At 68.8% G+C, this 25,469-nt stretch carries 17 protein-coding genes and 5 pseudogenes; 9 read left to right on the top strand and 13 right to left on the bottom strand.

What is annotated here, in order from left to right; genetic code table 11:
• Window positions 1-7: 7 nt before the first annotated feature.
• On the top strand, window positions 8-604 hold the full coding sequence (locus OG568_RS55155) for an Rv1733c family protein (RefSeq protein ID WP_329537562.1): 597 nt from the start codon (window positions 8-10) through the stop codon (window positions 602-604).
• Window positions 605-682: 78 nt separating this feature from the next.
• Here the strand turns inward: OG568_RS55155 and OG568_RS55150 are convergent, their stop codons facing one another.
• From OG568_RS55150 to OG568_RS55130, 5 genes and pseudogenes are all read right to left on the bottom strand, one after another.
• Window positions 683-1,333: a CBS domain-containing protein gene (locus OG568_RS55150; protein ID WP_329537561.1), complete on the bottom strand. Its 651-nt coding sequence runs from the start codon at window positions 1,331-1,333 to the stop codon at window positions 683-685.
• Between the two features lie 30 nt (window positions 1,334-1,363).
• A complete protein-coding gene (locus OG568_RS55145) occupies window positions 1,364-1,822 on the bottom strand; it encodes a Crp/Fnr family transcriptional regulator (protein WP_329537559.1) in 459 nt (152 codons plus the stop codon).
• A 44-nt stretch (window positions 1,823-1,866) separates the two neighbouring features.
• Complete coding sequence (locus tag OG568_RS55140; protein WP_329537558.1) at window positions 1,867-2,580, bottom strand: CBS domain-containing protein; 714 nt, start codon at window positions 2,578-2,580, stop codon at window positions 1,867-1,869.
• Between the two features lie 31 nt (window positions 2,581-2,611).
• A complete protein-coding gene (locus OG568_RS55135) occupies window positions 2,612-5,299 on the bottom strand; it encodes a bifunctional acetate--CoA ligase family protein/GNAT family N-acetyltransferase (RefSeq protein ID WP_329537557.1) in 2,688 nt (895 codons plus the stop codon).
• Between the two features lie 473 nt (window positions 5,300-5,772).
• Window positions 5,773-6,432: pseudogene (locus OG568_RS55130) on the bottom strand (hemerythrin domain-containing protein); the annotation flags it as partial.
• Window positions 6,433-6,654: 222 nt separating this feature from the next.
• On the opposite strand from OG568_RS55130, the gene OG568_RS55125 reads away from it, so the two are divergent.
• Complete coding sequence (locus OG568_RS55125) at window positions 6,655-6,945, top strand: SHOCT domain-containing protein (RefSeq protein WP_329537556.1); 291 nt, start codon at window positions 6,655-6,657, stop codon at window positions 6,943-6,945.
• A gap of 16 nt (window positions 6,946-6,961) precedes the next feature.
• Entirely contained in the window at window positions 6,962-7,459 is a 498-nt protein-coding gene (locus tag OG568_RS55120) for a CBS domain-containing protein (RefSeq protein WP_266590406.1), read from the top strand.
• 306 nt (window positions 7,460-7,765) lie between these two features.
• Here OG568_RS55120 and OG568_RS55115 read toward each other — a convergent pair whose 3' ends face one another.
• On the bottom strand, window positions 7,766-8,563 hold the full coding sequence (locus OG568_RS55115) for a hypothetical protein (RefSeq protein WP_329537555.1): 798 nt from the start codon (window positions 8,561-8,563) through the stop codon (window positions 7,766-7,768).
• Between the two features lie 367 nt (window positions 8,564-8,930).
• On the opposite strand from OG568_RS55115, the gene sulP reads away from it, so the two are divergent.
• The 3 genes from sulP to OG568_RS55100 all read left to right on the top strand — a co-directional run bounded on the left by sulP (window position 8,931) and on the right by OG568_RS55100 (window position 12,771).
• Window positions 8,931-10,667, top strand: coding sequence for a sulfate permease (sulP, locus tag OG568_RS55110; RefSeq protein ID WP_443077949.1), 1,737 nt, complete (start codon window positions 8,931-8,933; stop codon window positions 10,665-10,667).
• Window positions 10,668-11,044: 377 nt separating this feature from the next.
• A complete protein-coding gene (locus OG568_RS55105) occupies window positions 11,045-11,674 on the top strand; it encodes a DoxX family protein (protein WP_329537553.1) in 630 nt (209 codons plus the stop codon).
• 176 nt (window positions 11,675-11,850) lie between these two features.
• Window positions 11,851-12,771 carry a universal stress protein gene (locus OG568_RS55100; protein WP_329537552.1) on the top strand — a complete coding sequence of 307 codons (921 nt, stop codon included), beginning with the start codon at window positions 11,851-11,853 and terminating at the stop codon, window positions 12,769-12,771.
• Window positions 12,772-12,984: 213 nt separating this feature from the next.
• Here the strand turns inward: OG568_RS55100 and OG568_RS55095 are convergent, their stop codons facing one another.
• Complete coding sequence (locus tag OG568_RS55095) at window positions 12,985-14,940, bottom strand: SpoIIE family protein phosphatase (protein ID WP_329537551.1); 1,956 nt, start codon at window positions 14,938-14,940, stop codon at window positions 12,985-12,987.
• A gap of 138 nt (window positions 14,941-15,078) precedes the next feature.
• On the opposite strand from OG568_RS55095, the pseudogene OG568_RS55090 reads away from it, so the two are divergent.
• A pseudogene (locus OG568_RS55090) lies at window positions 15,079-15,680 on the top strand (transposase family protein); the annotation flags it as partial.
• Window positions 15,681-15,745: 65 nt separating this feature from the next.
• On the opposite strand, the pseudogene OG568_RS55085 reads toward OG568_RS55090, so the two are convergent.
• The 3 genes and pseudogenes from OG568_RS55085 to OG568_RS55075 form a co-directional block, all read right to left on the bottom strand.
• A pseudogene (locus OG568_RS55085) lies at window positions 15,746-15,841 on the bottom strand (IS21-like element helper ATPase IstB); the annotation flags it as partial.
• 345 nt (window positions 15,842-16,186) lie between these two features.
• Window positions 16,187-17,161 (bottom strand): NAD(P)-dependent alcohol dehydrogenase, encoded by a 975-nt coding sequence (locus tag OG568_RS55080; protein ID WP_329537550.1) that lies wholly within the window; start codon window positions 17,159-17,161, stop codon window positions 16,187-16,189.
• A 133-nt stretch (window positions 17,162-17,294) separates the two neighbouring features.
• A complete protein-coding gene (locus OG568_RS55075; protein ID WP_329530528.1) occupies window positions 17,295-18,188 on the bottom strand; it encodes an IS982 family transposase in 894 nt (297 codons plus the stop codon).
• 1,087 nt (window positions 18,189-19,275) lie between these two features.
• On the opposite strand from OG568_RS55075, the pseudogene OG568_RS55070 reads away from it, so the two are divergent.
• Window positions 19,276-20,160, top strand: a pseudogene (locus OG568_RS55070) (reverse transcriptase domain-containing protein); the annotation flags it as partial.
• A gap of 367 nt (window positions 20,161-20,527) precedes the next feature.
• Here OG568_RS55070 and OG568_RS55065 read toward each other — a convergent pair.
• Together OG568_RS55065 and OG568_RS55060 are read right to left on the bottom strand one after the other, a co-directional pair.
• Entirely contained in the window at window positions 20,528-20,899 is a 372-nt protein-coding gene (locus OG568_RS55065; protein ID WP_329537549.1) for a hypothetical protein, read from the bottom strand.
• A 268-nt stretch (window positions 20,900-21,167) separates the two neighbouring features.
• On the bottom strand, window positions 21,168-23,060 hold the full coding sequence (locus OG568_RS55060; RefSeq protein WP_329537547.1) for an ATP-binding cassette domain-containing protein: 1,893 nt from the start codon (window positions 23,058-23,060) through the stop codon (window positions 21,168-21,170).
• 631 nt (window positions 23,061-23,691) lie between these two features.
• Between OG568_RS55060 and OG568_RS55055 the strand changes: the two are divergent.
• A pseudogene (locus OG568_RS55055) lies at window positions 23,692-24,750 on the top strand (IS256 family transposase); the annotation flags it as partial.
• On the opposite strand, the gene OG568_RS55050 reads toward OG568_RS55055, so the two are convergent.
• Window positions 24,685-25,278, bottom strand: a complete 594-nt coding sequence (locus OG568_RS55050; RefSeq protein WP_329538292.1) for a transposase — start codon at window positions 25,276-25,278, stop codon at window positions 24,685-24,687. The pseudogene OG568_RS55055 and the gene OG568_RS55050 sit on opposite strands and share 66 nt — an antisense overlap.
• Window positions 25,279-25,469: the final 191 nt, after the last annotated feature.

The raw sequence follows: 25,469 nt of genomic DNA, 5'->3' as shown, positions 1-25,469 counted from the left end.
GGCGACCATGACGCAGACACCTCCCACGACGGTGAAACCTGTACGGCTATGGCGCTGGCGGCGCAACCCGCTCCGGCGGCACAGCGATGTCGTCGAAGCGTGGATCGTGCTCGCCACCTGGATCTGTGCCCTTTCCGGCGGGACCCTGGCGGGCGCGGCCGCGGCCCAGGCGACGGACTCGGCCTTCGCCGCGCGGCAGGCTCAGGTCCACACCGTGTCCGCCGTCCTCACCGACGACGCGGCGAGGACGGCGCTCGGCGGATACGACGACGGCCGGGTATGGGCGGTCGTGCGCTGGACGACAGCGGACGGAGCCGTGCACACCGACCGGGCGAAGGTGCTCCCTGGTGCTCCGGCCGGCACCCGGATAACCGTCTGGACGGACCATATGGGTCGCGTGGTGTCCGCACCCGTCACGGGTGCAGCGGCAACCCTGCAGGCGGCCCTGACCGGAGTCCTGGTGGCCCCCTCGGCGGGCGTCGCGGTTTGGACGGTTGGATGGGTGGTTCGCAGCCGGCTCATCCGGCGGCGTATGGCCGAATGGGACCAGGAATGGAAGCAGGTCGGACCTCAGTGGGGGAACCTGAGTGGGGGCAAGAGCTGAACGCCGAGCCCGTACGCGCAACAGGCTGGCCGCCAACAACCTCGATTGCCAGGGCAGCTGTTCTTGTAGCGAGGGGCGCTACCCGTCGGCGGCAGTGAGCCGGCAGTCCACGCCCACCACCCCCTCGACGCCCCGCACGAGACGGACGGCAAGCGGAATGCGGGCGGCGTCCGTAACTCGTCCGGTCAGGGTCGCGACGCCTTCGGTGACCGTGATGTGCACGGGCTCGACCGGGGCCGGGAAGAGGACGTCCACGATGTCGCGCCGGATCTCGTCGGCGAGATGGTTGTCCGGGCGCAGGAACACCTTGAGCAGGTCCCCGCGGCTGACGACGCCTTCCAGGACGCCCTCGGCGTTCACGACGGGCAGACGTTTCACATGTCGCAGGGCCATGATGCGTGCGGCCTCGGCGAGCGTGGCGTCGGCGTGGACGGTGACGGCCGGGGTGCTCATCAGCTCCTCCGCGCTCACGGCCCCGGCCTTGGCCAGGTCGGACAGCCGTTGCAGCTGGGTGAACCGGTCCGGGTCGCTGTCCCGGAACTCCTCCTTGGGCAGCAGGTCGGCCTCGGAAACCACTCCGATGACCCGGCCGTCGCCCTCCAGCACGGGAAGGGCGCTGACGCACCACTGCTCCATGCGCTCGACGATGTCCTTGAACAGAGCCTTGCGGCCCACTGCGACGACGGCATGTGTCATCACGTCACTCACCCGGTGCGGGCTGGTGTGCATCCTGTCCTCCTCGTGAGGCCGGGCGGGCAGTCACGTCAGGCCACCGCTGCCGTAGGGGGCATAGAGGTCGAGCAGCCGGACCCGGGAGGCGTGCAGCCGCTGGGCGACCACACGGCCGACCCAGACCGCGATCGCCCGGCCGAACTCGGCGTCCTCGGCGCACATCGCCCGGACCGCCTCGGCGTCGAACTCCCAGGCGCGCACCGGGCTCATCGCCTCGGCGCCCAGCTGCCAGAGGTATGGCGGGAAATGCCAGGACCAGCCGACCAGTTCGCCGTGACCGAGCGACTCGATGACAGCGGGACGGCGGCCGGGCACGTACAGGTCGAGGGCGACAGTGCCGGTCCGCACGATCCAGAAGAGATCGGCGCGCCGACCCTCCTCGAACAGGCGAGTGCCGGCATCGAAGGAGACCTCGCGGGCAAGGCGCATCAGGCGGTCGCGGTGCTCGGCACGCAAGGCCGTGGTCATGGTGGTGGCGGAGGTCATCACACCGGCTCCCTTCATGGTCTCTGCTTCCACAGCTCGTGCAGTCAGTCGTCGGCCATGCCGTGCATGGCCGGTCCGGCGGGCCGGGCGTGCCTGTCGTCGAAGCGGTAGGTGAGGTGGTCGACCACGTCGACGACCCCGTCCAGGCGTCGGGTCATGGCGACCGCTACGGCGGCGTCGCTGCGGTGCTCCAGCTGCCCGGTGAGGGTGACCGCACCGTCGTACACGTCAACCTCGACGGTGTGCGGGCCGAGCCACAGGGCGTCGAACAGGATCTCGCGTTGCACCGCCTGCCGGATTTCCTCGTCGGATCGCACGAAGACCTGGAGCAGGTCGCGGCGGGTGACGATACCGACGAGACGGTCCTCCTCGTCGACCACGGGCAGCCGTTCGATGCAATGCTGCGTCATCAGCCGGGCGGCCTCACGAAGAGCTGCCTCCGCGGGTACCGTCACGGCGGGTGCTGACATCACCCCGCCGGCCGTCCGTGCCCGGCTCCTGGCGGTCCTCCGCCGCGCACCGCGCCGCAGCCGGAGCGCCCAAGTACCCAACAGGCCGCGGGACTCCGGGGGGCGTGCCTGGCGTTGCATCAGATCGGTCTCGGAGATGACACCGATGACCTTGTCGTCCTCGTCGATCACCGGCCGCCCGCTGATGCGGTGCTCGCGCAGGAGGCGTACGACGTCCTTGAACGGCGTGCCGTACTGGGCTGCGACGACATCGTCGGTCATGACGGCGCCGATCTTCGTGAGTTCCATGGCTGGTCTCCTTCGAACCGTGGGGATCGGGTCAGCGCAGCCGGCGCAGATACGGGTCGTGGGCGTGGCGCGGGACGAGCCGGATGCGGGCGTCGAGCGTCGTGACCCCGTGCGGCCCGGCGAGCACTGGGTTGAGGTCGGCATCGGTCAGCTGAGGCAGGTCCGAGGCCATCCGCGACAGTCGGTGCAGCAGCTGTTCCAGAGCACCGAGGTCGGCGGCGGGGCTGCCTGCGTACCCGAACAGCAGCGGAGAGCAGCGTGGCGAGGTCAGCAGGTCGTGCACGTCGAGCTCGGTGAGGGGGGCCAGCCGGGCCGCGTGGTCGGCGAGCAGTTCGGTCGCCGTGCCGCCCAGCCCGAACACCACGAGCGGTCCGAAGATCTCGTCCTGGACGACACCGGCGAACAGTTCGGCGCCGCGTTCGCCGAGTGGCTGGACGACCACCCCGGTCATTCGGTCACCGAACCGGGTGACCAGATCACGGTGAGCGGCCCTGACCTGGGAGGCGTTTTGCAGGTCCAGGTGGAGGGCGTGCTGTTCGCTCTTGTGCAGCAACCCTGGCCAGTAGGCCTTCATCACGACCCGCCCGTCGTGCCCTGCGAGCCGCTCGGCCCCGGCGACGGCCTCGTCCTCGTCCCGCGCCCACGCCCAGGGGATCTGCGGGATGCCGTAACAGGCGAGGAGCGCCGCGGTCGCCTGGGGATCCAGCCAGCCACCCTCCGGGTTGCCGTCCAGATATGCGGCAACGAGATCCCGCGCGCGACCGGTCTCCACGTTCCGCAAATCCGGTACTGAACTCGGGAGCCGAGAGAGCCAGTCGGCGCGGGCGGCGGTGTGGGCGAGGGCACGGGCGGCGTCCTCGGCGTCCGAGTACGCGGGGACGATGGTCTCGTCGGCAGTCGGCAGAAGCTCGACACGGGCTGCCTGGGCGGGCAGGACCGCGAGGACCGGACGGGGGAGCGGCCCCGGGGTCGACGTCAGGGCGTGTACCAGGTCTTCGCCGGTGGCCGCGGCGACCGCGGTGGGGACCAGCGTGACGAGGACGGCGTCGGCGGCGCCGTGCCGGGTCAGGAGGCTGATGCACGCCCGCAGTTGCTCTTCGTCGACCGCCGCAGTGACGTCCACCGGGTTGGTAGCGGTGGCACCCTGGGGCAGCAGACCGAGAAGCTCGTCCACAAGGTCGGCGCCGAGTTCCGGGACGACGAGTCCGGCGTCCGTGCACGCGTCGGCGGCCAGGACTCCCGCCCCACCCGCGTTGCTCACGACAGCGACCTTGGTACCTGCGGGCAGGGGCTGTGCATGCAGCAGGGCAGCGGTGTCCAGGAGTTCGCCGATGGTGCGGGTGGCAGTGATACCGGCCTGGGTGAACAGGGCCTGCCGGGTCATGGTCGGGGTGGCCGCCGCCGCGGTGTGGGAGGCCGCGGCGCGCCGTCCGGCCTCGGATCGGCCGGCGTCCACAGTGAGTACCGGCATTGCCCGGGCCACCCGGCGAGCGGTGCGCGAGAAAGCGCGCGGGTTGCCGAAGGACTCCAGATGCAGCATCGCCAGGTCGGTGTGCCCATCGCTCTCCCACCACTGGAGCATGTCGTTACCGCTGACGTCGTACTTGTCGCCGAGCGAGACGAAGCTGGACACGCCGATGCGGAGCCGGGCGAGGCCGTCCAGCAGCGCGATGCCCACACCGCCCGACTGCACGGCGACTCCAGCGGTACCCGGTCCGGGATGGCGGGCGGCGAAGGTCGCGTCGAGGTGTACGTGGTCCTCCGTGTTGGCCAGCCCCAGGCAGTTGGGGCCGACCAGCCGCATACCGTAGCGTCGGCACGCGCCCATCAGGCCTCCGGCCTGATGGGCGTCCAGTCCGGCGGACACCACGAGCAGGGCTCGCACGCCGGCCTTCCCGAACTCCTCGGCCACCCCGGCAACAGCCGCGGCCGGTACGGCGATCACGGCCAGGTCGGGTACCTGCGGCAGATCGGCGACGGACCGGTAGGCGTGCACCCCGGCGATCGCTCCCGCCTCGGGGTGTACGGCGTAGACGAGCCCGGTGTAGCCACCGGTGCAGATGTTCCGCAGGATCGCCCGCCCCACGGAGCCGGGCTTGCGACCCGCACCGATCACCACGGCGGCCTTCGGCCGCAGCAGCGGCTGCATGCTGACGACGTCGGCGACCCGTCCCCGGGCCTCGACGGCATTCAAGTAGGCGTCGTCCTCGCTCAGTTCGACCGTGCAGTGCACCTCGGGTCCGTCGAAGTGGCGGGTGACGTGCAGTCCCAGGTCGTGGAAGACCTTCAGCACATCGTGGTTCTCGGACAAGGCGTCGGCGCTGAACGCCGTCACACCTGCCGTACGGGCCGCGTCCGCCAGGTGTTCCAGCAACAGGGTGGCCACGCCGCGGTGGTGCCAGCCGTCGGCGACGGCCACCGAGATGTCGGCGGTGCTGCCCGGCGAAAGGACTTCGTATTCGGCCAGACCGATCAGGTGTCCCTCGGACTCCGCGGCCAGCGCGTGGTAGCCGGGCCGTTCGCCTTCGGCCACCCGGGCGGCGGCTTTCCGGGCGGAGGCCGGACTGATGGAGAAGAACCTCAGCCGCAGATTCTCCGGAGACATCTCCTGGTACAGCCGTAGCACTTCTTCGCGGTCCGCCGGCCCCGCCTGCCGTATCCGCACAGTGGTGCCGTCGCTCAGCAGTGCGTGCACCGGGGCTACCTGGATGCCGGTCATCGCGAGTCTCCTTCCGGATGCTTCCTCCAGCGTCCGGTGCGTGCTGCATGGGCCATAGGGACTGAGGGGGTAAGCGACCGGGCCGAGTGGCCCCACCATCACGGCCCTGCGGTCCGCCCCGAGGCGCATTGGCCAGGCGGAGGGATTAGTGGACGTGGCAGCCGCGTCTGCGGAGGGCCTCACCCGGGGGTGATCGTCAGGAACACCGGTACGAGCCGGGGCTGGGCGGTCGCCCGCGCGTAGACGGGCCGTGGTCCAAGCGACCGACGTTCTACTTGCCCAACGGGATCCGGCCCAGTTGCTTCGCATAGTGTCGATCTTGATGACGTGTTGACAGGAAGCCGTCCAACGCTCCCCATCACCTCAGCGATGTCCGCGACACCCACCATCACCGCCGGCCGAGGGCTCAGCCCCTGTAGTGGCCCCCGGGCGCTGAGACGGGCCGGACGAGAGAGTGCCGACCCCGGTCAGCCTCACTCGGCCAGCGAGAAATAGCTCTCCTCCTCCTGTGTGAAGTGCAGGCGGAGGACGGTGTGCAGTCCGTACAGGCAGCCGCGCAGATCGTCGAGCTGGCCGGGGGACAAGCCGCCCTCGGCGTGAGCCAGCCGCAGGTGGGTGGCGATGCGGCGGGAGAGGCGTTCGATCTCGGTGTGGGCACGGCTCATGGTGGCCATCGCCTCCGGCCCACCGAGGGTGGGCGCGAGCGCGGGGTTGAGCTGGTGCTCTTCGGCGTACTCGTGGGGCAGCAGCCGTTCGGTGAGCAGCCGGTACGCCTCTTCGACGGCGGCCAGAGCCTGTGGGCCGGGACCGTCGGAGAGGTGGTCGGCTGCACCGTGCACCGCTTCGAGCACGTCCTGGAGGTCGTGGTGTTCCGACGCGAAGCGGTGGATGAGCGCCTCGGCAGTGGGCGTCAGCGCCGGCCGCGCGGTCTGGTCCACGCGCAGCGCGCGCAGGGCGTTGAGGATGACTGCGACGTCGATGGCCTCCTGGAGCAGAGCGCCCGGGGCAGGCGGCAGCAGGCCGAAGGCGGCGGCGGCCATCGCAGCCAGAGACATCGTCATCCCGCCCACGGCACTCTGCACGGCGATCCGCCGGGCCCGTACGGCGATGGACACGGCGTCGGCGAGCCGGTCCCCTTGCCCGCGTGACCGAGCTGCTGCTTGCGGCTCATGTGCTCCCGGGGCAGCAGATCCTGTTCATCCCCCTCTCGGCGATGAGGGCCCATCGGCCCCTTGCGTTGGCCTCACCGGCTCATGACGTGCTCCACGGTCCGGGCGAGCGTGAGAACCGGACACCTCGAAAGTCGCAGGCACCAGGCCCTGGCTCTCGGTGCCCTGTGAGGGAGATGAGTCACCATGTTGTTCTGGTACGACCACGGTGTCGGTGGATGGGGCTGGTTCGCCATGTCCGCCGGCATGATCCTCTTCTGGGCCCTGATTATCACCTTCGGCGTCCTTCTGTACCGCGCCCTGGCGAGGCCGAGAGGGAGCAGTGACCGTGCCGATGCCCGGCCACCTGGGCCGTCCCCCGAGCAGTTCCTGGCAGAACGCTTCGCCCGGGGAGAGATCGACGAGGACGAATACCACCGCCGTCTGACCGTCCTGCGGGAAACCACTGGATGCGGGCCTCGGCCCAGCCAACGCTGACCGGAAGGAGGCAGTCGTGGACGAGAGGCTGTCTGTGGGTGCCCTGATGAACGAGGCGCCGTACTCGATCAGCGAGGACGAGACGCTGCTGATGGCCTGGGAGGTAGTAGAGCGGTCCGGGCAGCGTCATCTGCCGGTGGTCCGCCAGGACGGCTGCTGCGCCGGCGTGCTGGACCGCGCCGAGCTCGCCGTCGCCTGCGCGGACCCAGCGGTGACGTTGTCCTGCCGGACGGTGCGCGACCTCGTGCACGGGCGCCGCACGGTCACGGTCCATCCGGAGGAGTCGACGCTCCGTGCTGCAACCGTGATGACGGAGGAACACATGGACGCGCTGCCGGTCACCGACCCGCACGGTCGACTGACCGGCCTGCTCACGGCGCAGGACTACGTGGCCGCCGCTGCTGGTCTGCACGAGCACACTGGGCCGGCGCGGGAGGCGCCGCACGCACGGGCTACGCTGCCCGGGCTGCCACCTCGTCGAAGGGAGCGGGAACACGGCATTCCCATTCCTTGAAGGGTGCCCGCCGATTCCACTCACAGGTCGTTTTCATGCCGGAAATCGGTGCTTGATCTCGGGGTGTCGGGTCGCGCCTGGAGACGGTCGCCTCGCCGGCGAGGTGACGGGGCCAGTGAGGTGACGGGCCATGAGGTCGGGCGTCGGCAAAGTGGATCATGGCCTCGGGGCGGCTTCCACGATGCTCGGGGCGGCTTCCACGATGGCAGCATGGTGGCGACGACGGCGTCGGCGGTTTGATCGCCGGGGTCCTCCGCCGTCACCTCGGGCTCCCCTTCCGCAGCCCATGGAGGCCGTGGCTGTGGGTTACCGCTGGCTGGTGGCGATGTAGGTGCCGTGCCAAGTGTGGTACCAGACCTGGCCGGTGGAGGCGTTGACCGACAGCATGCCAGTGATCTTCCCAGCCCGCATGGTGTGCAGGATGTAGTAGCCGGGGTAGGGCTCCGGGTCGCCCGCGGTCAGTGTGTTGCCGTGGTCGCGGAGCCACTGCTGGGCGATGCTCCGTGCCTGTGTGGCCGAGATCCGGGCCTGGCTTCGGCTGCCGTAATGCATGCCGTAGTCGGTGTTCCACATCATCGCCGGCCCGTACTCGATCTGTACGGCGCCGTCGGCGGGGTTGACCAGGACCTCGGTGGCCGGGTGGCCGTCGGTGGTCTGCAGTTCGGCGTAGAAGTTGCGGGAGAACTGCATGATCTCGCCGACCCGGAGGCCGAGCCGGTCGGCGAACGCCGTCGCCCGCTGGCGGGCCTGGTCGAGGGTCTGCACCCGGGTGCCGTTGCCTGGCAGCCACCAGTTGCCCATCATGCCGTTGCCCATCATGCCGGGCCCCCACGAGCCCCCGTTGCCGCCCATCATGTTGGAACCCGAATTTCCGTTCCACATGTTCGGTCCCCACCCGCTGGTCGGGCCGGCCGGAGAGGGAGTGTCGTCGGGAACGGTCGGTGTGCCGCTGCCCGGCGCGGTGGGGCTGACCGAGACGGCGGGCGTATGACCGACGGGCCCGCCGATGGAGGTGCTGCCGTTCCCGCCGCACCCGCCGATGGCCACGGCGCCCGCCAGAGCCAGGGCCGCCACAGCGGCGACACGTGTATGTCTGCGGATCATGATCCTCACCTCTGCGGTCGGGTTCCTGCCGACGACCGCCGGACCGGGGCCGCCGGCTTGTCTGCTTTCCAGCCTTACGCGGGCAGGTGGCGGGCGCCGTGGGCCGTTCGGTCCACGCCCGCCGACGACCGGCCCACAAGCTCAGTGGACGGCGGCAGGGCGAAGCCCCACCCCCTTCCAGCCCGCGCCGTCCCGTGCCACCGGTCCAGGGCAAAGAGGGCATTCTGTGCCGCAATCGGTAGCCCTGCTATAACACGAGGCGTTGACCCAGGCGGTGAACTCGACACCCTCCGTTTTACCGTTCGCGTCGACGAAGGCTCGGTGACCCGTGTGGGGCGATGCTGAGAGGCGTGATCAAAGGAGGCCCATGCCCGAGTGCCCGGATGTGTCCGCCGGGGGACGGCGGAGCGGTCTCGTGCGACGGTTCGCTCCCGGGCTCGCTGTGCTGGCCGGCTACCGCCGGTCGTGGCTGCGCGGCGACCTCCTGGCCGGATTGACCGTCGCGGCGTATCTCGTCCCGCAGGTCATGGCCTATGCGGGGCTCGCGGGGCTGCCGCCGGTCGTGGGGTTGTGGGCGATCCTGCCCGCCCTGCCGCTGTACACGCTGCTGGGTTCGTCACGGCTGCTGTCCGTCGGGCCCGAGTCGACCACCGCACTGATGACGGCCGCGGTGGTGGGGCCACTCGCCGCCGGCGACCCAGCACGGTATGCCGTCCTCGCCACCGGGCTCGCGTTCGTGGTCGGGCTGATGTTGCTGGTGGCCTGGGTGGCACGGCTGGGCTTCCTCGCTGACCTCCTGTCGCGGCCGATTCTGGTCGGCTACATGACAGGCGTGGCACTCATCATGATCGTCGACCAGCTGCCCAAACTGACCGGTGTCAGCACCGCAGGATCCGAGTTCTTCCCGCAACTGTTCTCTTTCTTGGAGAGACTGGGCACGGCCCGTCCTGCCACGTTGATTTTCTCCGTTGCGGCGATCGTGCTCCTCTTCTCGGTCGCGCGGCTTTTCCCACGTGCGCCTGGTCCGCTACTGGCCTTGATTCTCGGTACAGCGGCCGTCGCGGTCTTCGGGCTGGCCGATCACGGCATCGCCGTCATCGGTGCGGTACCGGCCGGGCTCCCCAGCGCCGGGCTACCGACGCCAGGCGACCTGCCGCGCCTGATCCTGCCGGCACTTGGTTTGCTTCTCGTCGGTTACACCGATGTCATCCTCACCGGGCGTGCCTTCTCCGCCCGCGACGAACTCGACGCCAACCAGGAACTGTTGGCCCTGGGGGCCGCGAACCTGGGCGCGGGCGTGTTGCACGGCCTCCCGGTGAGCAGCAGTGCCAGTCGCACCGCCCTCGCGGACTCGGCCGGGGGCCGCACCCAGGCGTACTCTCTCGTCGCCGGCGCCGCCGTCCTGGCCGTACTGCTGTTCCTCAGCCCGCTGCTCGCGCACACGCCGGCCACCGTGCTGGGTGCCCTGGTCGTCTATGCCGCCGTCCGCATGATGGATCTGGCAGGGTTCCGGCGGCTGGCCGCCTTCCGCCGACGCGAGCTTCTGCTGGCCCTGGGATGTCTGGTCGGGGTGTTGGTCTTGGATATCCTGTACGGCGTGCTCGTGGCGGTCGGGCTCTCCATCGCGGAGCTGCTCACCCGGGTGGCGCGCCCGCACGACGCGATCGAGGGGCTGGTTCCGGGCCTGGCCGGGATGCACGACGTGGACGACTATCCCCAGGCCCACATGGTCCCCGGCCTGCTTGTCTACCGCTACGATTCGCCGCTGTTCTTCGCCAACGCCGAGGACTTCAAGCGGCGAGCGCTCGCGGCAGTCGATCATCACGAAGGTCCAGTGGCCTGGTTCGTCCTCAACACCGAGGCCATCGTCGAAGTGGACATCACCGCGCTCGACGCGGTCGACGCCTTGCGTCAGGAGTTCGACGAGCGCCGCATCGTCTTCGCACTCGCCCGCGTCAAACAGGACCTGCGCGACGATCTTGACGCCTATGGGCTGACCGAGACCATCGGTGCCGAACGGATCTTCCCGACGCTGCCCACGGCCGTGTCCGGCTACCAGGAGTGGCTGGCACACGGTGGCGGTCGAGGGGCGAGCGAGAAGTAGTTCTCCCCCTGCTGAGGTATCACGGGATACGCCAGTGCACGGCGTGCCTCCGAATCGGACGGTGGCGGGTGCGCCCCGGCAACCCTCCCTCCCATCACGCTTCCGGAACAGCACTCGGGGCGGGGGACGAATGGCCCCTGTCGCCGGAACCGTACGAGCTGGTGAACCCTGCGGCCGGCGCCCGGCGCCCCTGTGAGGGCCTCCGCACATTGCCACGAACATGCCCGGGCAACGAGCCCAACAAGGCCGACAGCTAGGGCCGTTCAGCCCTACGGGCACGGCCTTTCGGCATACGGCGACACCAGTCCCGCGCCGCCAAAGTTGTCGCTGTCGGGCACGGATCCGACACTCTCCGATTCCCCGAAGGGATCACCACCATGGCCATGCACGAGCACCCCCACCGGAGTCCGGGGTTCCGTCTGCCGTCGTTCCGCGGGGACCGGGCCTCGTCGACCTCTGAGTCCGGCGTGTCGGCGCGCAGCGACACGGCCACTGCCCGCGCCTACGTCTGCGCTTCCCTCCGGTTGCTGACCGGGTTCGTCTTCCTGTGGGCCTTCCTCGACAAGACCTTCGGGTTCGGTTACGCCACTCCCTCCGGTAAGGGCTGGATCGACGGCGGTTCGCCGACAAAGGGCTTCCTCAGCGGCGTGGCCGCCGGTCCGATGGAGTCCACCTTCCACTCCTGGGCCGGCGCTACCTGGGCGGACTGGCTGTTCATGGCCGGTCTGCTCGGCATCGGACTCGCCCTCGTCGGAGGCTTCGCGCTGCGGCTCGCGGCCGTCGCGGGCACCGCGATGATGGCGTTGATGTGGGTTGCCGAGTGGCCGCCCGCAAAGCACCTCTCCGACGGCTCGGCCAGCATGTCCTCCAACCCGTTCGCGGACTACCACCTGATCTACGCCGTAATCCTCGTGGCTCTCGCCCTGGCCTCGGCCGGCGACACCCTGGGCTTCGGCAGGCTCTGGGCCAAGCTGCCTTTCGTCCGGGACAACGGCTGGTTGCGCTGACCGCAGGAGGGGACGGCAACGGCCGTCCTCGACAAGGTGCCGCCCCCGCCCACGGCGGACACGGGTCCATGGGGCCGAACGGGCCCTCCCGGGGACGTGCGGCCCCTGCACCGCCAACCACCATGACCAGACGCTGGAACCGGGATCGAGCGATCCCGGTTCAGGAGGTGAACAGCATGACCCGCACCGTCACCGTAGGTCTCGACGGTTCGCCCGAGAGCCGGACCGCCGCCGAATGGGCGGCCCGCGAGGCGAAACTCCGCGAGCTGCCGCTGAAGCTGGTGCACGTCTGGGAACCTGTCCCGGAACCCATCGCCGTGGCTCGGCTGCTCGGCCTCGAGACCCACCAGCACTGGACCGAACGCATACCGCGTGAAGCGGCCGCCGGTCTGCGGGCGGCCCACCCGGAGGTTGAGCTGCATGTGGAGCAGGTGACCGGCAGGCCCGCCGAGGTGTTGATCGACGCCGCGAGGGACGCCGAACTGCTGGTACTCGGATCCCGCGGCCTGAGCGGGGCGGTGGGCTTCGCGGTCGGCTCCGTCGGCTTGGCCGTCGTGGCACACGCCGAACGGCCCGTCGTCCTGGTACGGATCGAAGCCGAAGGACGAGGCGCCGGCGAGCACCCGACCGAACCGTCGGACACCTCGGACACTGCATCCGACACCACGCCCTCCCGGCCTGTTGTGCTCGGGCTCGACACCACCGCACCCGACGACACCCTGATCCGTTTCGCCTTCGAGGCGGCCCTTCAGCGCGGCACCCCGCTGCGCGTCATCCACGCCTGGAACGAGCCGCCCTACATCGCGTACGGGATGCTCCCGGACCTGGAGCTGAACGCTCAGATCGCAGCGGAGCAAGCGGCCGCCGTGACTTCGGCACTGCGGCCGTGGCGGCAGAAATTCCCGACGGTGGACGTCGTCGAGGACTCGCGGCCCGGGAAGGCAGCCAACCATTTGGTGGACGCCGCGGGTGAAGCGTCCCTGGTGGTCGTCGGCCGCCGGATCCGCCGCTCCCCGCTCGGTGCGCACATCGGGCCGGTCACGCATGCCGTGCTGCACCACTCCACCGCGCCCGTAGTTGTCGTCCCACACGACTGACCACCCAAACGACGATCACCTGACGCGAACGATCATCCGAGGAGAGACCCCGTGAAAGCAGCAGTCGTACGAGCGTTCGGTGAGCCCCTGGTCATCGAGGAACGTCCCGAGTACAGCGGGAGACGACGTGCCGTCCCAGGCCGCCCGGGCTCCTGTTCCCGAGCTCTTGAATCCGAGGTCGTCGCGGCACCGTATGAGGCGATCAATGCCCTTTCAGAACAGGACTTTACGCGTTTCCCGTGCGGTCGGACCCGCGGCCTCCTCCGGCTCGGGCATGGCGATCAGGAGCAGCGTCACGTCGTCGTCATGGGCGACCGGGTCCGGAATGAGGGCTCCGATCAGCCGGGCCGTGGCCTCATCGAGGATCTCCGGGCCGGCGGGAGCGTCCTTCAGCGCGATGTCGAGGGTGCGCGCGAGGACGTCGATCTGGGAGTCGATGTCCGTGCCGGGTCTCTCGACCAGTCCGTCGGTGAAGAGCGCGAGAGTGCTGCCCGGCGGCAGCCGATGAGTCGTCTCCTGGAACGACAGCCCGACGCCGCACGAATCGTTGACGCCCAGCGGCACACTGATCGGTGCCCGCAGCCGGTGGGCAGCTTCTCTGGGGGTCACTGCGATAACCGGGAGGTGTCCGGCCGAGCACAGGGTGACCTCCCGGGCGTCGCGGTCGATCACCAGGTAGCAGCAGGTGACCAGCTGGTCCGCCAGGTCGCTGACGAACGCGTCAAGACCGGTCATGACCTGGCAGGGGGGTATGCCCGTACGGGCCAGAGCGTGGGCGGCGGCGCGGAGCTGGCCCATGACGGCCGCCGCGTCCAGGCCGCGGCCCATCACGTCGCCGATGACGATGCCAGTGCGGTTCCTGTCCAGGGGAATGATGTCGAACCAGTCACCGCCGAGCCCAGGGTCCTGGACGGACGCCAGGTACCGGTGGGCGCTGGGCAGGTGCGGCAGGCGGGGCGGCTCGCCCATGAGGCTGTGCTGCAGGGTGTAGGCGATGTGTCGTTGCTGCTCGTAGCGTTCGGCGTGTTCGGCCTCGGCCTGTCTGCGTTCGGTGATGTCCCGTACGGTGAGGAACACCAGCGTGTCATGTTCGGCCTGGAAGGTGCTGACGCTCACCTCGACGGGGAACGCACCGCCGTCGCTGTGCAGCCCGTACAGGCCCCGGTCCAGGACTGCCGGCTTCGGTTCTGCCAGCCGTAGGTACCGGCGCAGCAGCGTGCTGTGCAACGGACGCCGCGGGCCGGGCACCAGGTCCTCGACCTTGGCGCCGACGATGTCAGCCGGCGCATGGCCGAACAGTGACTCCACCTGTGCGTTGGCCATGACGATGATGCCGTCGCCGTCCGTGATCAGGGTGGCGTCGGGTGCGGATTCCAGCAGCGCGAGGAAGCGCCGGTTGGCCCGCTGAACCTCGCGCTGGGCCGCGACTCGTTCGGTGATGTCGGCGAGCACGCCGGCTACGGCGTAGGGCAAGCCACACGGATCGTTGAGTGGGAACAAGGTGGTGAGGAAGTCACGTGGACCTCCTGGCAGGTCGAAATTCTCCTGCCGCTGTACGGGGGTGCCCCGTGCCAGCATGTCGAGGTCGGCCAGCCGCGCCTGATGCGCGATGTCCGGCGGCATGACGTCCCGATCCCGGCAGCCCAGTACCCGTGAGCGGGACAGGCCAGTGCTCTCCTCGAACCTCGTGTTGACCGCCAGGAAGCGACCGTCCAGGTCCTTGATGAACATCACCGCGGGCGTGTGGTCCATGAACGCCTGCAGCAGTTCGTTCTGCCGCACCTGCCCTTCGGCACGCGCGTGCGCCATCTCGATGCGGCGGCCCACGACCAAGGCGGCGAAGATGACCACGATGAACACGGCCACGTGACCGCACACCAGCAGCGCGATGCCCAGACGCGTCCCGTACAGCCCCGCGTCTTCACCGGCCAAGACGCCCCGGCCCAGCAGCAGCGGTGCCACCAGGGTGGTGGCGAACAGTCGGCGGCCCAGCGCGCCTGTGGTGCCCGCGTTCAGCAGCAGGCCCGCAGGGCCTTCCTCCGGTCTGGCCACGAAGGCCGCGAGGCCCAGCAGCACCAGGGCGAGCGCGGTGTGCAGAGCCATGCCTGTGTGGTCACCGAAGCGTTCCAGCTCGGGCACGGCGTAGGCGAACCCGTAGAGTCGCAGCATGCCCAGACTGAGGACGGCCAAGCCTGGGATCTGACTCGTCCAGGCGGGCAGTCGGGATGTGCTCGCGCACAGGGACGCCGCACCCCCAAGCGCCAGTGCCACAGCCGTGTCCGGTGCCATCCGTCCCGGCACCCCTGTCGCTACCTCCACGAAGGCTGACCGTGCTCGCCGACCACGCCCCGGACCTGTCCACCGCACTGGAGCGCGCGGCCGTGGCCGGCTTCACACACCTCAACCTCGACGGCACCGTCATCCGTACCGATCGCGTCGCCGCCCCAGGCCCGAACAAGGCCGACCTGTGGTGGTCGGGCAAGCACAAGCACCACGGCGGTAGCGTCCAGGTCATTTCCGCACCCGACGGCTGGCCGCTCTGGGTCTCGCCGGTCCGGCCCGGCCGCGAGCACGACACCACCCGCGCCCGTACCCACGGCCTGATCGCCGCCCTGACTCGGCTCGCCGACACCCTGGACATCCCCACCCTGACCGCCCTCGGCTACCAGAACGCCGGGGCCGGCCTCCGCCACCCGGTCAGAAAACCCAAGGGCGGCGAACGTACCGACGACGCGAAGGCGTTCAACTCCGTCATCCGCGGCGTCCACGGCGTGGCCGAACGCGCCAACGCCCTACCCAAGGTGACCTTCAAGGCTCTGCACAGGGTCAGTCTCGACCCCTAGGCGATCACCCGGATCACCCGCGCCGCCCTCGTCCTGCTCCAGATGGAGCACGGCCGCACCAGCTGACGAAGGTCACGAACCGTCACGAGACGTTACCGAGAAGGGCTCAGTGACCCTGCCACGCCAGCGCGCGCCCGGTCGGCGATCTCGGTGAACCCGTTGCGGATCGAGGGCAGCCGCAGCATGCGGCAGACGGTGCCGATGGCGGCGTCGGCGGTCTGCTCGGTCGAGCACCGGGCCGGAGTTCCAGCAGGTGGTCAGACTCTGGACGACGGCGTCCCAGTCCTTCTGTAGGCGGGTGGTGAATGTCTGGAGTGCGGGCAGATCTTCCGGTATCTCAGTTCCCGTCGGCGCGGGTGGTCGATCGGGGGCGTGACTGGTACCGGGGTGACAAGAGGTCGCCACGCCGACCAGACTCTGGCTCGCGCTGGGGGTCCGCCCAGGTCAGGTCGTTGAATGAGGCTATGGCATGCGGGACAACGTGGTTGACGCCGTCCGCTGACCGGTCCAGGTATCGGGAGGAGTGAGGAAGAGGGGGCGGCCTCAGGTACATGCTGGGCCTCCGCGGTCCGTCACACGGTGATGACGACCTTCGAGCGCGCATGCTCCACTTCGAGGTACCGAATGGCCTCGGGTACTTCACTCAATGGGTAGGTCCGGTCGATGACTGGGGTGAGTTTCCCAGACTCGGCGAGTTCTCTCAGCGCTGCCAAGTTCTCCTTGCTCGGCGTCGCCGTGAGGATGAGCAGCCGATGGCGGACAAAGTGTGACATCACTTGCCCCTTGAGGATGAGACCCATCGGTCCGATAAGGCTCCCGCCTTCGGATATGCCCCCACCGGAGAGAACGAGCCTCCCCGTGGGTGTCAGCGCGCGTCGGCACTCGGTCAACGAATGGTTCCCCACCAGGTCGAACACGACGTCGTACCGCCGTCCGTTCCGGGTGAAGTCCTCCCGGGTGTAGTCGATGAGGTGATCCGCGCCCATCGACCGGATCAGTTCCATGTTGCTCGTACTGCACACGCCGGTCACTTCCGCGCCGAACGCCTTGGCGATCTGTACGGCAAAGGTGCCCACACCACCTGACGCACCATTGACCAGTACCTGCTGTCCCGGCTGTACCCGTCCCAAGTCGCGCAGGCCCATCAGTGCGGTGTTCCCCGCCAGCGGCACCGCGGCCGCCTGCTCGAACGACAGGCCGGCTGGTTTCGGCTCCACCACGTTGTCCTGGGCACACACGTACTCGGCAAATGCCCCGTCGACTTCGCCGAATACCTCGTCACCGGGACGGAACCGCTTCACGTTCCTGCCCACCGCTTCCACCCGACCTGCGAAGTCCGTGCCCCGGATCTTCGTCTTTGGGCCGCTCAACCCGAGCACCAGACGCGCCAGGTACGGGTCGCCCCGCATGAGGTGCCAGTCGCGGGCGTTGACCGCAGCCGCGTGGACTCGAACCAGTACCGTATCGTCGGCGACGACCGGCTTGTCGACCTCCCTGAGCTCCAAGACGTCAGGTGAGCCGTACCGGTCCTGGGCGATCGCCTTCATCGGGCCTCCGTGGCGCACGAGTTCGATGCGGAATGGATCGGCTGACCGGAAGTTCAGCACTACTTATGACGGTAGGCGAGCGACCTCGCAGCGGGCATCGGGGCAAATCCCTAGACGAGTCATTCCGATGTGGTCAGTGGTCATAAGCGATCAAGGATCGTATGACGGGCTGGCCGGTCTTGTGGTTGTGCCAGATCGCGGCGGCCATCGCGAGGATGCGTTGGGCGACGCGGACGGCGACACCTTCGAAGGTCCGTCCACCGTGCCGTTCCAGGTCGAGCTGGCCTTTGAGGGTGTCGTTGACCGACTCGATCAGCTGTCGCACCGACTTCAGGAGGCTCTCGCCCCTGCGCTTCTTCTCGCGCTTGAAAGAAGGACGCAGCAACTCCGCGCCCCGGAAGGCCAGATCGGCCTCGAACTCCTTGGAGGCGAAGCCTTTGTCTGCGATCACCAGCAGGCTCGGCCGGTCCGTGGACAGGTGCGGTTCGCGGTCCAGCATCGCCGACAGCACCTCCCGCTCATCCAGTTTCGGGTTCGCCAGTGCCCACAGGATGGGCATCCCGGTCGGGGTGCATACCAGGAACAGGCGCAGGCCCCAGAAGAACCGGGAGTGCGAGGCGCAGTACCCGTATCCGGCCCAGCCGGCCATGTCCGACCGCTTCACCGTCGGACGCGAGCGGCCGCACTCCACCGGTGTGGAGTCGATGATCCAGTGGTTGTCGAACCAGAAGTCCGTATCGACGGCCAGCAGTCGTATTGCCCTCTTGACCAGTGGCAACGCTGCCCGCAGCCGCTTGTTCCAGCCCGGCTGCCTGGGCACGTACGGGAACATCGCTCCCAGTCGGGAGTCCACGAACCGCAGCCAGCGCGACTCCGAGGTGAAGCCCAGCAGCGCCTGGGCGACGGCAAGGGTGACCAGCTCAGAATCCGTCAGCTGCGGCGGTCGGCCAAGCCATCGGCTACCTCCGATCTCGTCGTCGATCTTCACGTACAGTGCGGTCAGCAGGGCGTCTAGGTTGTTCGTCACACAACGAATCTTGGACGCCCTGTCTGCGTTCCCAGACACACCGTCAGCATTCGGAATGACTCGTCTAGGTGACGCACAGAACCAGGCGGCGACGAGGGCGAGCAATGCTCAAGACCTAATAGCAGTGCACGGTGACGGGTGACCCCTACTCAAGACTCGGAGCCGGACTCCTCTCCACAGGCAGAGGGCCCCGCCGCCGTGCCTTTGCGGAGGGCGCGTGTCGATCGCTTCCGCGGGGGCACTGATGATCGTGACCCGAGCCGCCCGTACGACCACCCGCTCCTCAACACGCGAGCCGCAGAGCTCTCTCCGAAGACCGGGGCCGTGCGGTCAGCTGGGGCCACGAACAGCTCATCGGATGTCGGGCCACCGAGCCCTCCTATTAGGTCGCTGCGTGTCCCCGCACAGGCTCACACGCTGGGCAAACACCGAGAGAGAGGACACAGGATTGACGATCACCCGCGGGATCGACTGGGCGGAAAACCATGTGCGCCACGAGGCGCTTGAAGTCGAGCGGGGGTGAGAGACCTTCGACTCCTGGCCGTCGCAGCGGTTGGGTGAAGCTGAGGGCAGCCTGATCCAGGAGACGCCGGGGAGGGTGGGAGCAGCCCTGACAACGCCGGGACGTGCCAGTACTGCCAGATGGTGCGGGTCCGGTCAGCGAGACGGGAAGGTGTACGAGAGGAACCGGTGTCTGACGCCCCTTAACGGCCCACCAGCTCAAATCTGGCGGATATGGGCTGGTCGCGGTGCGTACCTGCTTCTTGTGCGAGAGCGGGTAACTCCTGGTCGCCATGTGATCAACGGTCAGGAGGTCACGGTGAATGTCTGCGGCGTAGCCGTGGCGATGCCGCAGGGGTAGAGCTGGGCGCCTCACCCGTCGATCGACTTTCAAGTGAACGTGGGAACCGTCCGGTGTCGTCCTCGCCCCGCGCAGCCAGTGCGGCGGAAGGACAGGCACGTCGTCTGCTGGCGGCGCCGGGCGGGGCGGAGGCTCCGTAGTAGTCCGAGGCCGGGAAAGCCGGCCGCATGGCGAAGGGGGCCAGCAAGTCAGTAGTGAAAGTACTGGAAGACCAGGAGGCCGCTGGTGAATACGAGTGATCCGCTGCTCGGCTCGTTCCGGGCTGAGCGACGGGTACTGGAGATCCAGACCAAGCTGCACCGTTGGGCGAACGACGATCCTCATCGTCAGTTCGACGATCTGTACAACCTCGTCTGAGATCCCGCGTTCCTGGCCATGGCCTGGGAGCGGGTCGCGGGGAACAAGGGCGCGCGCTCGGCCGGAGTGGACGGCATGACCGTCACCTTCGTCCGGGAACGGATCGGCGAGGTGCAGTTCCTCGCCGATCTGCGGGAGCAGTTGAAGTCCCGCAGTTTCCGTCCGGTGCCGGTCAGGGAACGGATGATCCCCAAGCCGGGGTCGCGCAAGCGGCGCCGCCTCGGGATTCCGACCGTGGCCGACCGGGTGGTCCAGGCGGCCTTGAAGCTGGTGCTGGAGCCGATTTTCGAGGCGGACTTCGCGCCGTGCTCGTACGGCTTCCGCCCCAACCGGCGGGCGCACGACGCGATGGCCGAGACGCGCTTTCTGGCATCCAAGACCTATGAGTGGGTGCTGGAGGGCGACATCACGGCGTGCTTCGACGAGATCTCGCACTCGGCCCTGATGGACCGGGTGCGGGCTCGGATCGGGGACAAGCGCGTGCTCGCGCTGGTGAAGGCGCTCTTGAAGGCAGGCATCCTCACCGAGGTTGGCACCTCCAAGGAGACGGTCATCGGCACCCCGCAGGGCGGGATTCTCTCGCCGCTGCTGGCCAATGTGGCCCTCTCGGTCCTGGACGAGCACTTCACCCAGATCGAGGGCGGACCACAGACCAGCCCGAAGCGACGGTTCACCCGACGCCAGAAGGGGTTGGCCAACTACCGGTTGATCCGGTATGCGGACGACTTCGTCATTCTGGTCTCGGGCACCCGCCTTTGGGCCCCGACGAGGAACTGACGCACCAGTAGCAGAAGTCACACAACTACTAACGATCAACTACTGGCGCATCACACTAGGCACAACTTGTCACGAGGTGAGGTCACCTCGCTCGGCTGCGAGCCCAGGCCGGCCGCCACTCGGCAAGACATCAGCAGTGAGCGCGTGTTGGATCGCTCCGAGAGGCTCCGGCCAGTGGCCTGCAGGGCGCGCAGCGAAGTCCCGGCGAACCGCCGGGAATCTCGACGTAAGGAAGCATCCTCGCCAGCGAGGCGACCGTCTTCCGGCGTGCCCCTGCATCACGGGACCAAGCACTCATTCCGGTCTGAACGCCGAGCGAAATAACCCCTCAACCTGATCAGGGTCATCCGGTGTCGGTATCGGCCTTGTGCAGCATCTGGGCCAACAGCAGGGCGCTTCCGGTCGCTGCCCCTACCGCTCCCGCGGCCAGGAAACTGCGAGAGGAACGCCAGGACAGCACCGACCACCGAGACTGCGCGGAAAACAACGATCCTGTACTCAGCCACGAGCCGGTTGAGATCAGCGACAGGGCGGAGCCGATCGAGCCGACCGACAGGGCGCTTCCGATCGAGCCCACTGACAAGGCCGAACCGACGGACCCCACGGACAGCACCGATCCCACTGAGCCGATCGACAACACAGAGTCCTGTGACCACAACGACAGCACTGAACCAGAGGAGGCACGACGGACCGACCGTGCGGACAGTTTTGTCATGAGGCCATCCTGCCCGCTGGTCGCTCTGTCTCGGGCGGTTGTGGACGGATGACGCGGGTCTCGGGTGGGGACCTTCCGGCATCCGGCTCGAACGGGGAGAAGGTCACATGTGCTTCCTGCGTGCCCGATTGCGCAGCGCTCAATGGGAAGTAGCGGGAATCAGGCGGGCACGCAGGTCAGCGTCTCACCACGTCAGACCGTATCCGGTTACGCGGTCTTTCGCTGATGAAGCACGGCGGGGTCGACGCCCCGCCGTGACGCCTCTCGGTCAGCGATCTTTGGCCAGGGCGAGGAGTTCAGCGAACAAGCCGCTCCCGTATGCAAGTTCGTCGTACCGGCCTTGCTCGATGATGCGGCCGTCACGCATGACGAGGATCCGGTCTGCGAGACGGGTGTTCTCGAGCTGGTGCGTTACGACGATGGTCATGCGCTTGGCGGCGATGCGCTTGATCTCAAGGAAGATCTGGTGCTCGCCACGCGGGTCCATCTGCGAGGTCGGCTCGTCCAGGATCAGCAGCGGGGTCTGCCGGTACAGGGCCCTGCCGCACGCGAGCCGCTGCCATTGGCCTCCGGACAGCTCGGCGCCTCCAAAGAGTTCTTTGGCGAGCAGGGTGTCGAGCTGTTTGGGCAGTTTTTCGACCGCTTTCCGCATGCCGACAGCGTCGACGGCTTCCCACACGGGCCCGTCGTCGAAGGTTTTGGGCTGCCCGAGGGTGATGTTCTCGCGGGCCCGCAGGGGCCAGCAGGCGAAGTTCTGCGGGACGAGGGCGGTGCGGGACCACAGGGAGTCAGGACGGGTGTCGGCCAGGTCGGTGCTGTCCCACAGGACACGGCCCTTGTCGGCGAGCAGGATGCCGGTGATGAGCTTGGCGAGGGTGGACTTGCCCGAGCCGTTCTCGCCCACGATGGCCAGGATCTCGCCCCGGTGCAGGGTGAGTGAGACTCCGTCGACGGCGGGTTGCTCCGTGCCGGGGTACTGGTACACGACCTCGTCGAGACGGATCTCCTCTACCCGTTCGGAGATGGTCAGCTCCCCGCGCTTGGGGACTCGTTCGGCGGCCATGTCGAGGAAGGAACGCATGTCGGCGAGGTACAGCGAGGTGTGGAACATCGCGGCGCCGTGGATGACGAACTGCGAGAGCGCGGCCAGGGTGGTCTGGACGGCGACCACCGCGGTGGCCGCGACCGGGAGGGCGACGCGGCCGGTGGTGGCGAGCCAGGCGAGGGTGGCCCAGGTACCGAGCAGGAACACCCCGCCGAGGGCGCTGCTCGCAAGGACGATGCGCAGCATGCGGGGCGCGGCGGTGAGGGTGCGCTCGTCGATGCGATCGGACAGGGCCCGGTACCAGTAGACGAGGTAGCCGGTCATGCCGTTCGCACGGACCTCGTCGCCGTAGCGGGAGTAGGTGGCCCACCAGCGCATCATGGCCCGTACGTTGCGGTCGCCGACGTTGGCGTAGTGGGTCTCGTAGTCGACGCGGGCGGACAGCACGGCCCCCATGCCGGCGGGGAGGACGGCGAGCAGCAGCAGCGGCAGCATCATCCAGTGCAGCGCCGTGATGACGCCGCCCGCGGCGATCATGCGGACGGCGGCGGTCATGAAGCGCTGGGCGTCCTGCACCATCATCCGTGTGCGTGTGACGCCGACCTCGGCGGCTTCCTGCCGGTCGGAGAAGCCGTCCTCCCCGTATGCGGAGGCTTCGACGCGGCACACCGCGGACACCAAGGCGACGTCCGCCTCGGTCATCAGCAGTGGGGTGATCCGCCCGTCGGCGTAGGAGGATAAAGCGCTGCTGACCCGGCCGGCCGCCGCGGCCGCCGTGACGACGAGGAGAGCGGGCAGGGCGGCATGCAGGTGCTCGGAGACCGCGCCGGCTCCGAGGATATGCGCCAGGGCCTTCGCGGTGAACGCGAGGACCGTGGCGGCCGCGGCTCCCGTGAGGAGCTGGCAGGTGAGCAGCAGCATGACGACGGGCCGGTCCACGGCCCAGGCCATGCGGGCGGTGTGCCCCAACACGGACGGAAGCCGGCCGCACATCTTCGCAAAACTGGCCTCTGCCAGCGGGTTCTTGCCGTGCTTCCCCTCAAAGTTGATGGTGGCCGGAGGTGGAGGGGGTGGCGTGGAATCTTTGAGCGAGGTGTCGGTCACGGTCACCTGCATGCCTCCTCGGGGGTCCGCGCCGCACCTGGTTGGTCCGGCGGTGTCAGGCTCAACGAGACGGGGAGCGAGTCGAACGCGCTCGATTCCGGACGAAGGGCAGGGCCCGGAATCTCAAGGCGTCGAACGCGTGGTCGCAGTGCTGGACGGCCTCCGACGCGACGCGAGTTGGCCGAAACGCCGAGGCTTGTTGCGCAGGTGACGGAAACAGAGGCGGCCCGGCACGCCTTCATGTGCCGGGCGACCTCTGCCCCCACCACTCTGGGGGGAGGTTTGGTGGTGCGGAGGGAAGTACAACGCCTCCTTCGATGTAGGCCGTCTCGCCGGTGGCAAGGGCCTGCAGCCCGCCTAGGACCCGTAGCCGACCCTGCATGGGAAGGTCGTCGATGACACGCACGGTGGGCAGCACACGCACTGTTGCCCGCGGATCGCGGTAGATCAGATGCCCGACGGCCTCGCGGGTCATCGGCGCAGTCGCCAGTACGTGCGTGATGACCTTCCTGCGCCGCGCCTGTACCCAGTCCACGGCGACGCGACGCAGCAGCCGAAGCCGCCCGGGGGACCGGAGAGGACGCGATGGGCGGCATCCTCCGGCGCCTGCCTCTCGTACACACCCCCGCCGGGCAGCACGAGCATGCCCCGCAGGTCGGCGACGGCGAGACAATCCGCTCCGACCGGCACCAGAAGAGAGACGCCGATCACCGGTGGCCAACGGGACGACCGGGGCCGTCGGCTAGTGGTGCGCAACGGCTATCACTAGCCCCGGTCGGTGACCACGGCCGCCGGGTCGGTGGAGGTGAAGGCCCCGCGGGTGAACGACCGCCGCATCGACGAGACCACCGGGGAGCGCAAGCGGTTCTCCTCGGCGGTCCTGCCGCTGTGGTGCCGCAAGTCCCCGAAGATCAGCGAGGTGCTGCGGCTGCTCTATCTGCACGGACTGTCCTCCGGCGACTTCGTGCCCGTGCTGGAGCAGTTCCTGGGCAGCTCGGCCGGTCTCTCGCCAGCCACCGTCAGCCGCCTCACCACCCAGTGGCAGGCCGACCACAAGGCATTCGGCGAGCGCGACCTGGCCAGCTCCGACTATGTCTACGTCTGGGCCGACGGCATCCACCTGCGCATCCGCCTGGCCGAGGCGAAGTCCTGCGTCCTGGTGGTAATGGGCGTGCGCGCGGACGGCACCAAGGAACTGATCGCGATGGCCGATGGCTACCGCGAATCCGCCGAGTCCTGGGCCGACCTGCTTCGCTACTGCGCCCGGCGCGGCATGTGCGCCCCCGTCCTGGCCGTCGGCGACGGAGCACTCGGGTTCTGGAAGGCCCTTGCGGAGGTGTTCCCCGAAGCCCGCCATCAGAGGTGTTGGGTTCACAAAACGGCCAACGTCGTCAACGCCCTGCCGACCTCGGCCCAGCCCGGAGCCCGCAATGCCCTGCAGGAGATCTACAACGCAGAGGACCGCGAGCACGCGCTCAAGGCGGTGGCCGCGTTCGAGAAGACCTACGGTGCGAAGTGGCCGAAGGCCGTCAAGAAGATCACCGACGACGTCGGCGAGCTGCTGGCGTTCTACGACTTCCCGGCCGAGCACTGGATCCACCTGCGGACTACGGATGTAATCGTCAAGGAGGGCAGGTCACGGGCCAGCGCCGGGGATGGCGGGCAGGCGGGGCCTGCCGGTCGGGCGCGTGGGCTGCCACTGGGCCGCCAGTAGAGCGTAGGCGCGTTCGGCCTGTTCGGCGATCTCGCGTTCGTGGCGGCGCAGTTGCTTGTTGTTGTAGTCGTAGCCCGCCCCGCGGCGGGCGATCCGGCGTTCGGCGCCGGCGGTCAGCTCGAGCTTGCGGCGTTTGAAGGCGACCAGGCTCGGGCGGGCGAAGGCGTAGTCCTGCTCCTTGGTGACCAGGTGCCAGGCGATGACGGCGATCTTCCGGGCGACCACGACGATCGCGATCTGCATCCCGCGCCGGGCCGCGATCCGCTGGTGCAGGGCCCGCAGCGGGCCCGGGGAGCGCAGCGCGGCGAACGCTGCCTGCACCCGCATCCCGCGGGCCTTGCCACAGCCGGCCTTCGTGATCCGGCCATGGTGGGCAGGTGTCCCGCCGGACTGGCGCACCCGCGGGTTCAGGCCGAGGTAGGACACGAGCTTGTCCGCGGTGGCGAAGCGGTGGAAGTCCCCGACCGCAGCCAGCACGGTGACCGCGGTCATCGCGTCCACCCCGGGGATGGTCATCAGGCGTCGCACGACCGGGTCGTCCAACGCCACCAGGCACAGAACTATCCCGGAGCCGGCCGGATCGGCTCGTTCGGCTTCGGCGCGGACGAGCGAGCCACCAGGTACTGGGCCCGGTCGGTCGGCTTGCTCGGCTCACCAATGCGGCGCGTCCGACGGACGGTGAACGTGCTGCACCGGCGCGAGCCTGG

This window comes from Streptomyces sp. NBC_01450 (genome assembly GCF_036227505.1).
Classification (GTDB): Bacteria; Actinomycetota; Actinomycetes; order Streptomycetales; family Streptomycetaceae; genus Streptomyces.
The sequence above is the reverse complement of the archived record's forward strand: the minus strand, read 5'-3'. Positions and strand labels throughout refer to the sequence as shown.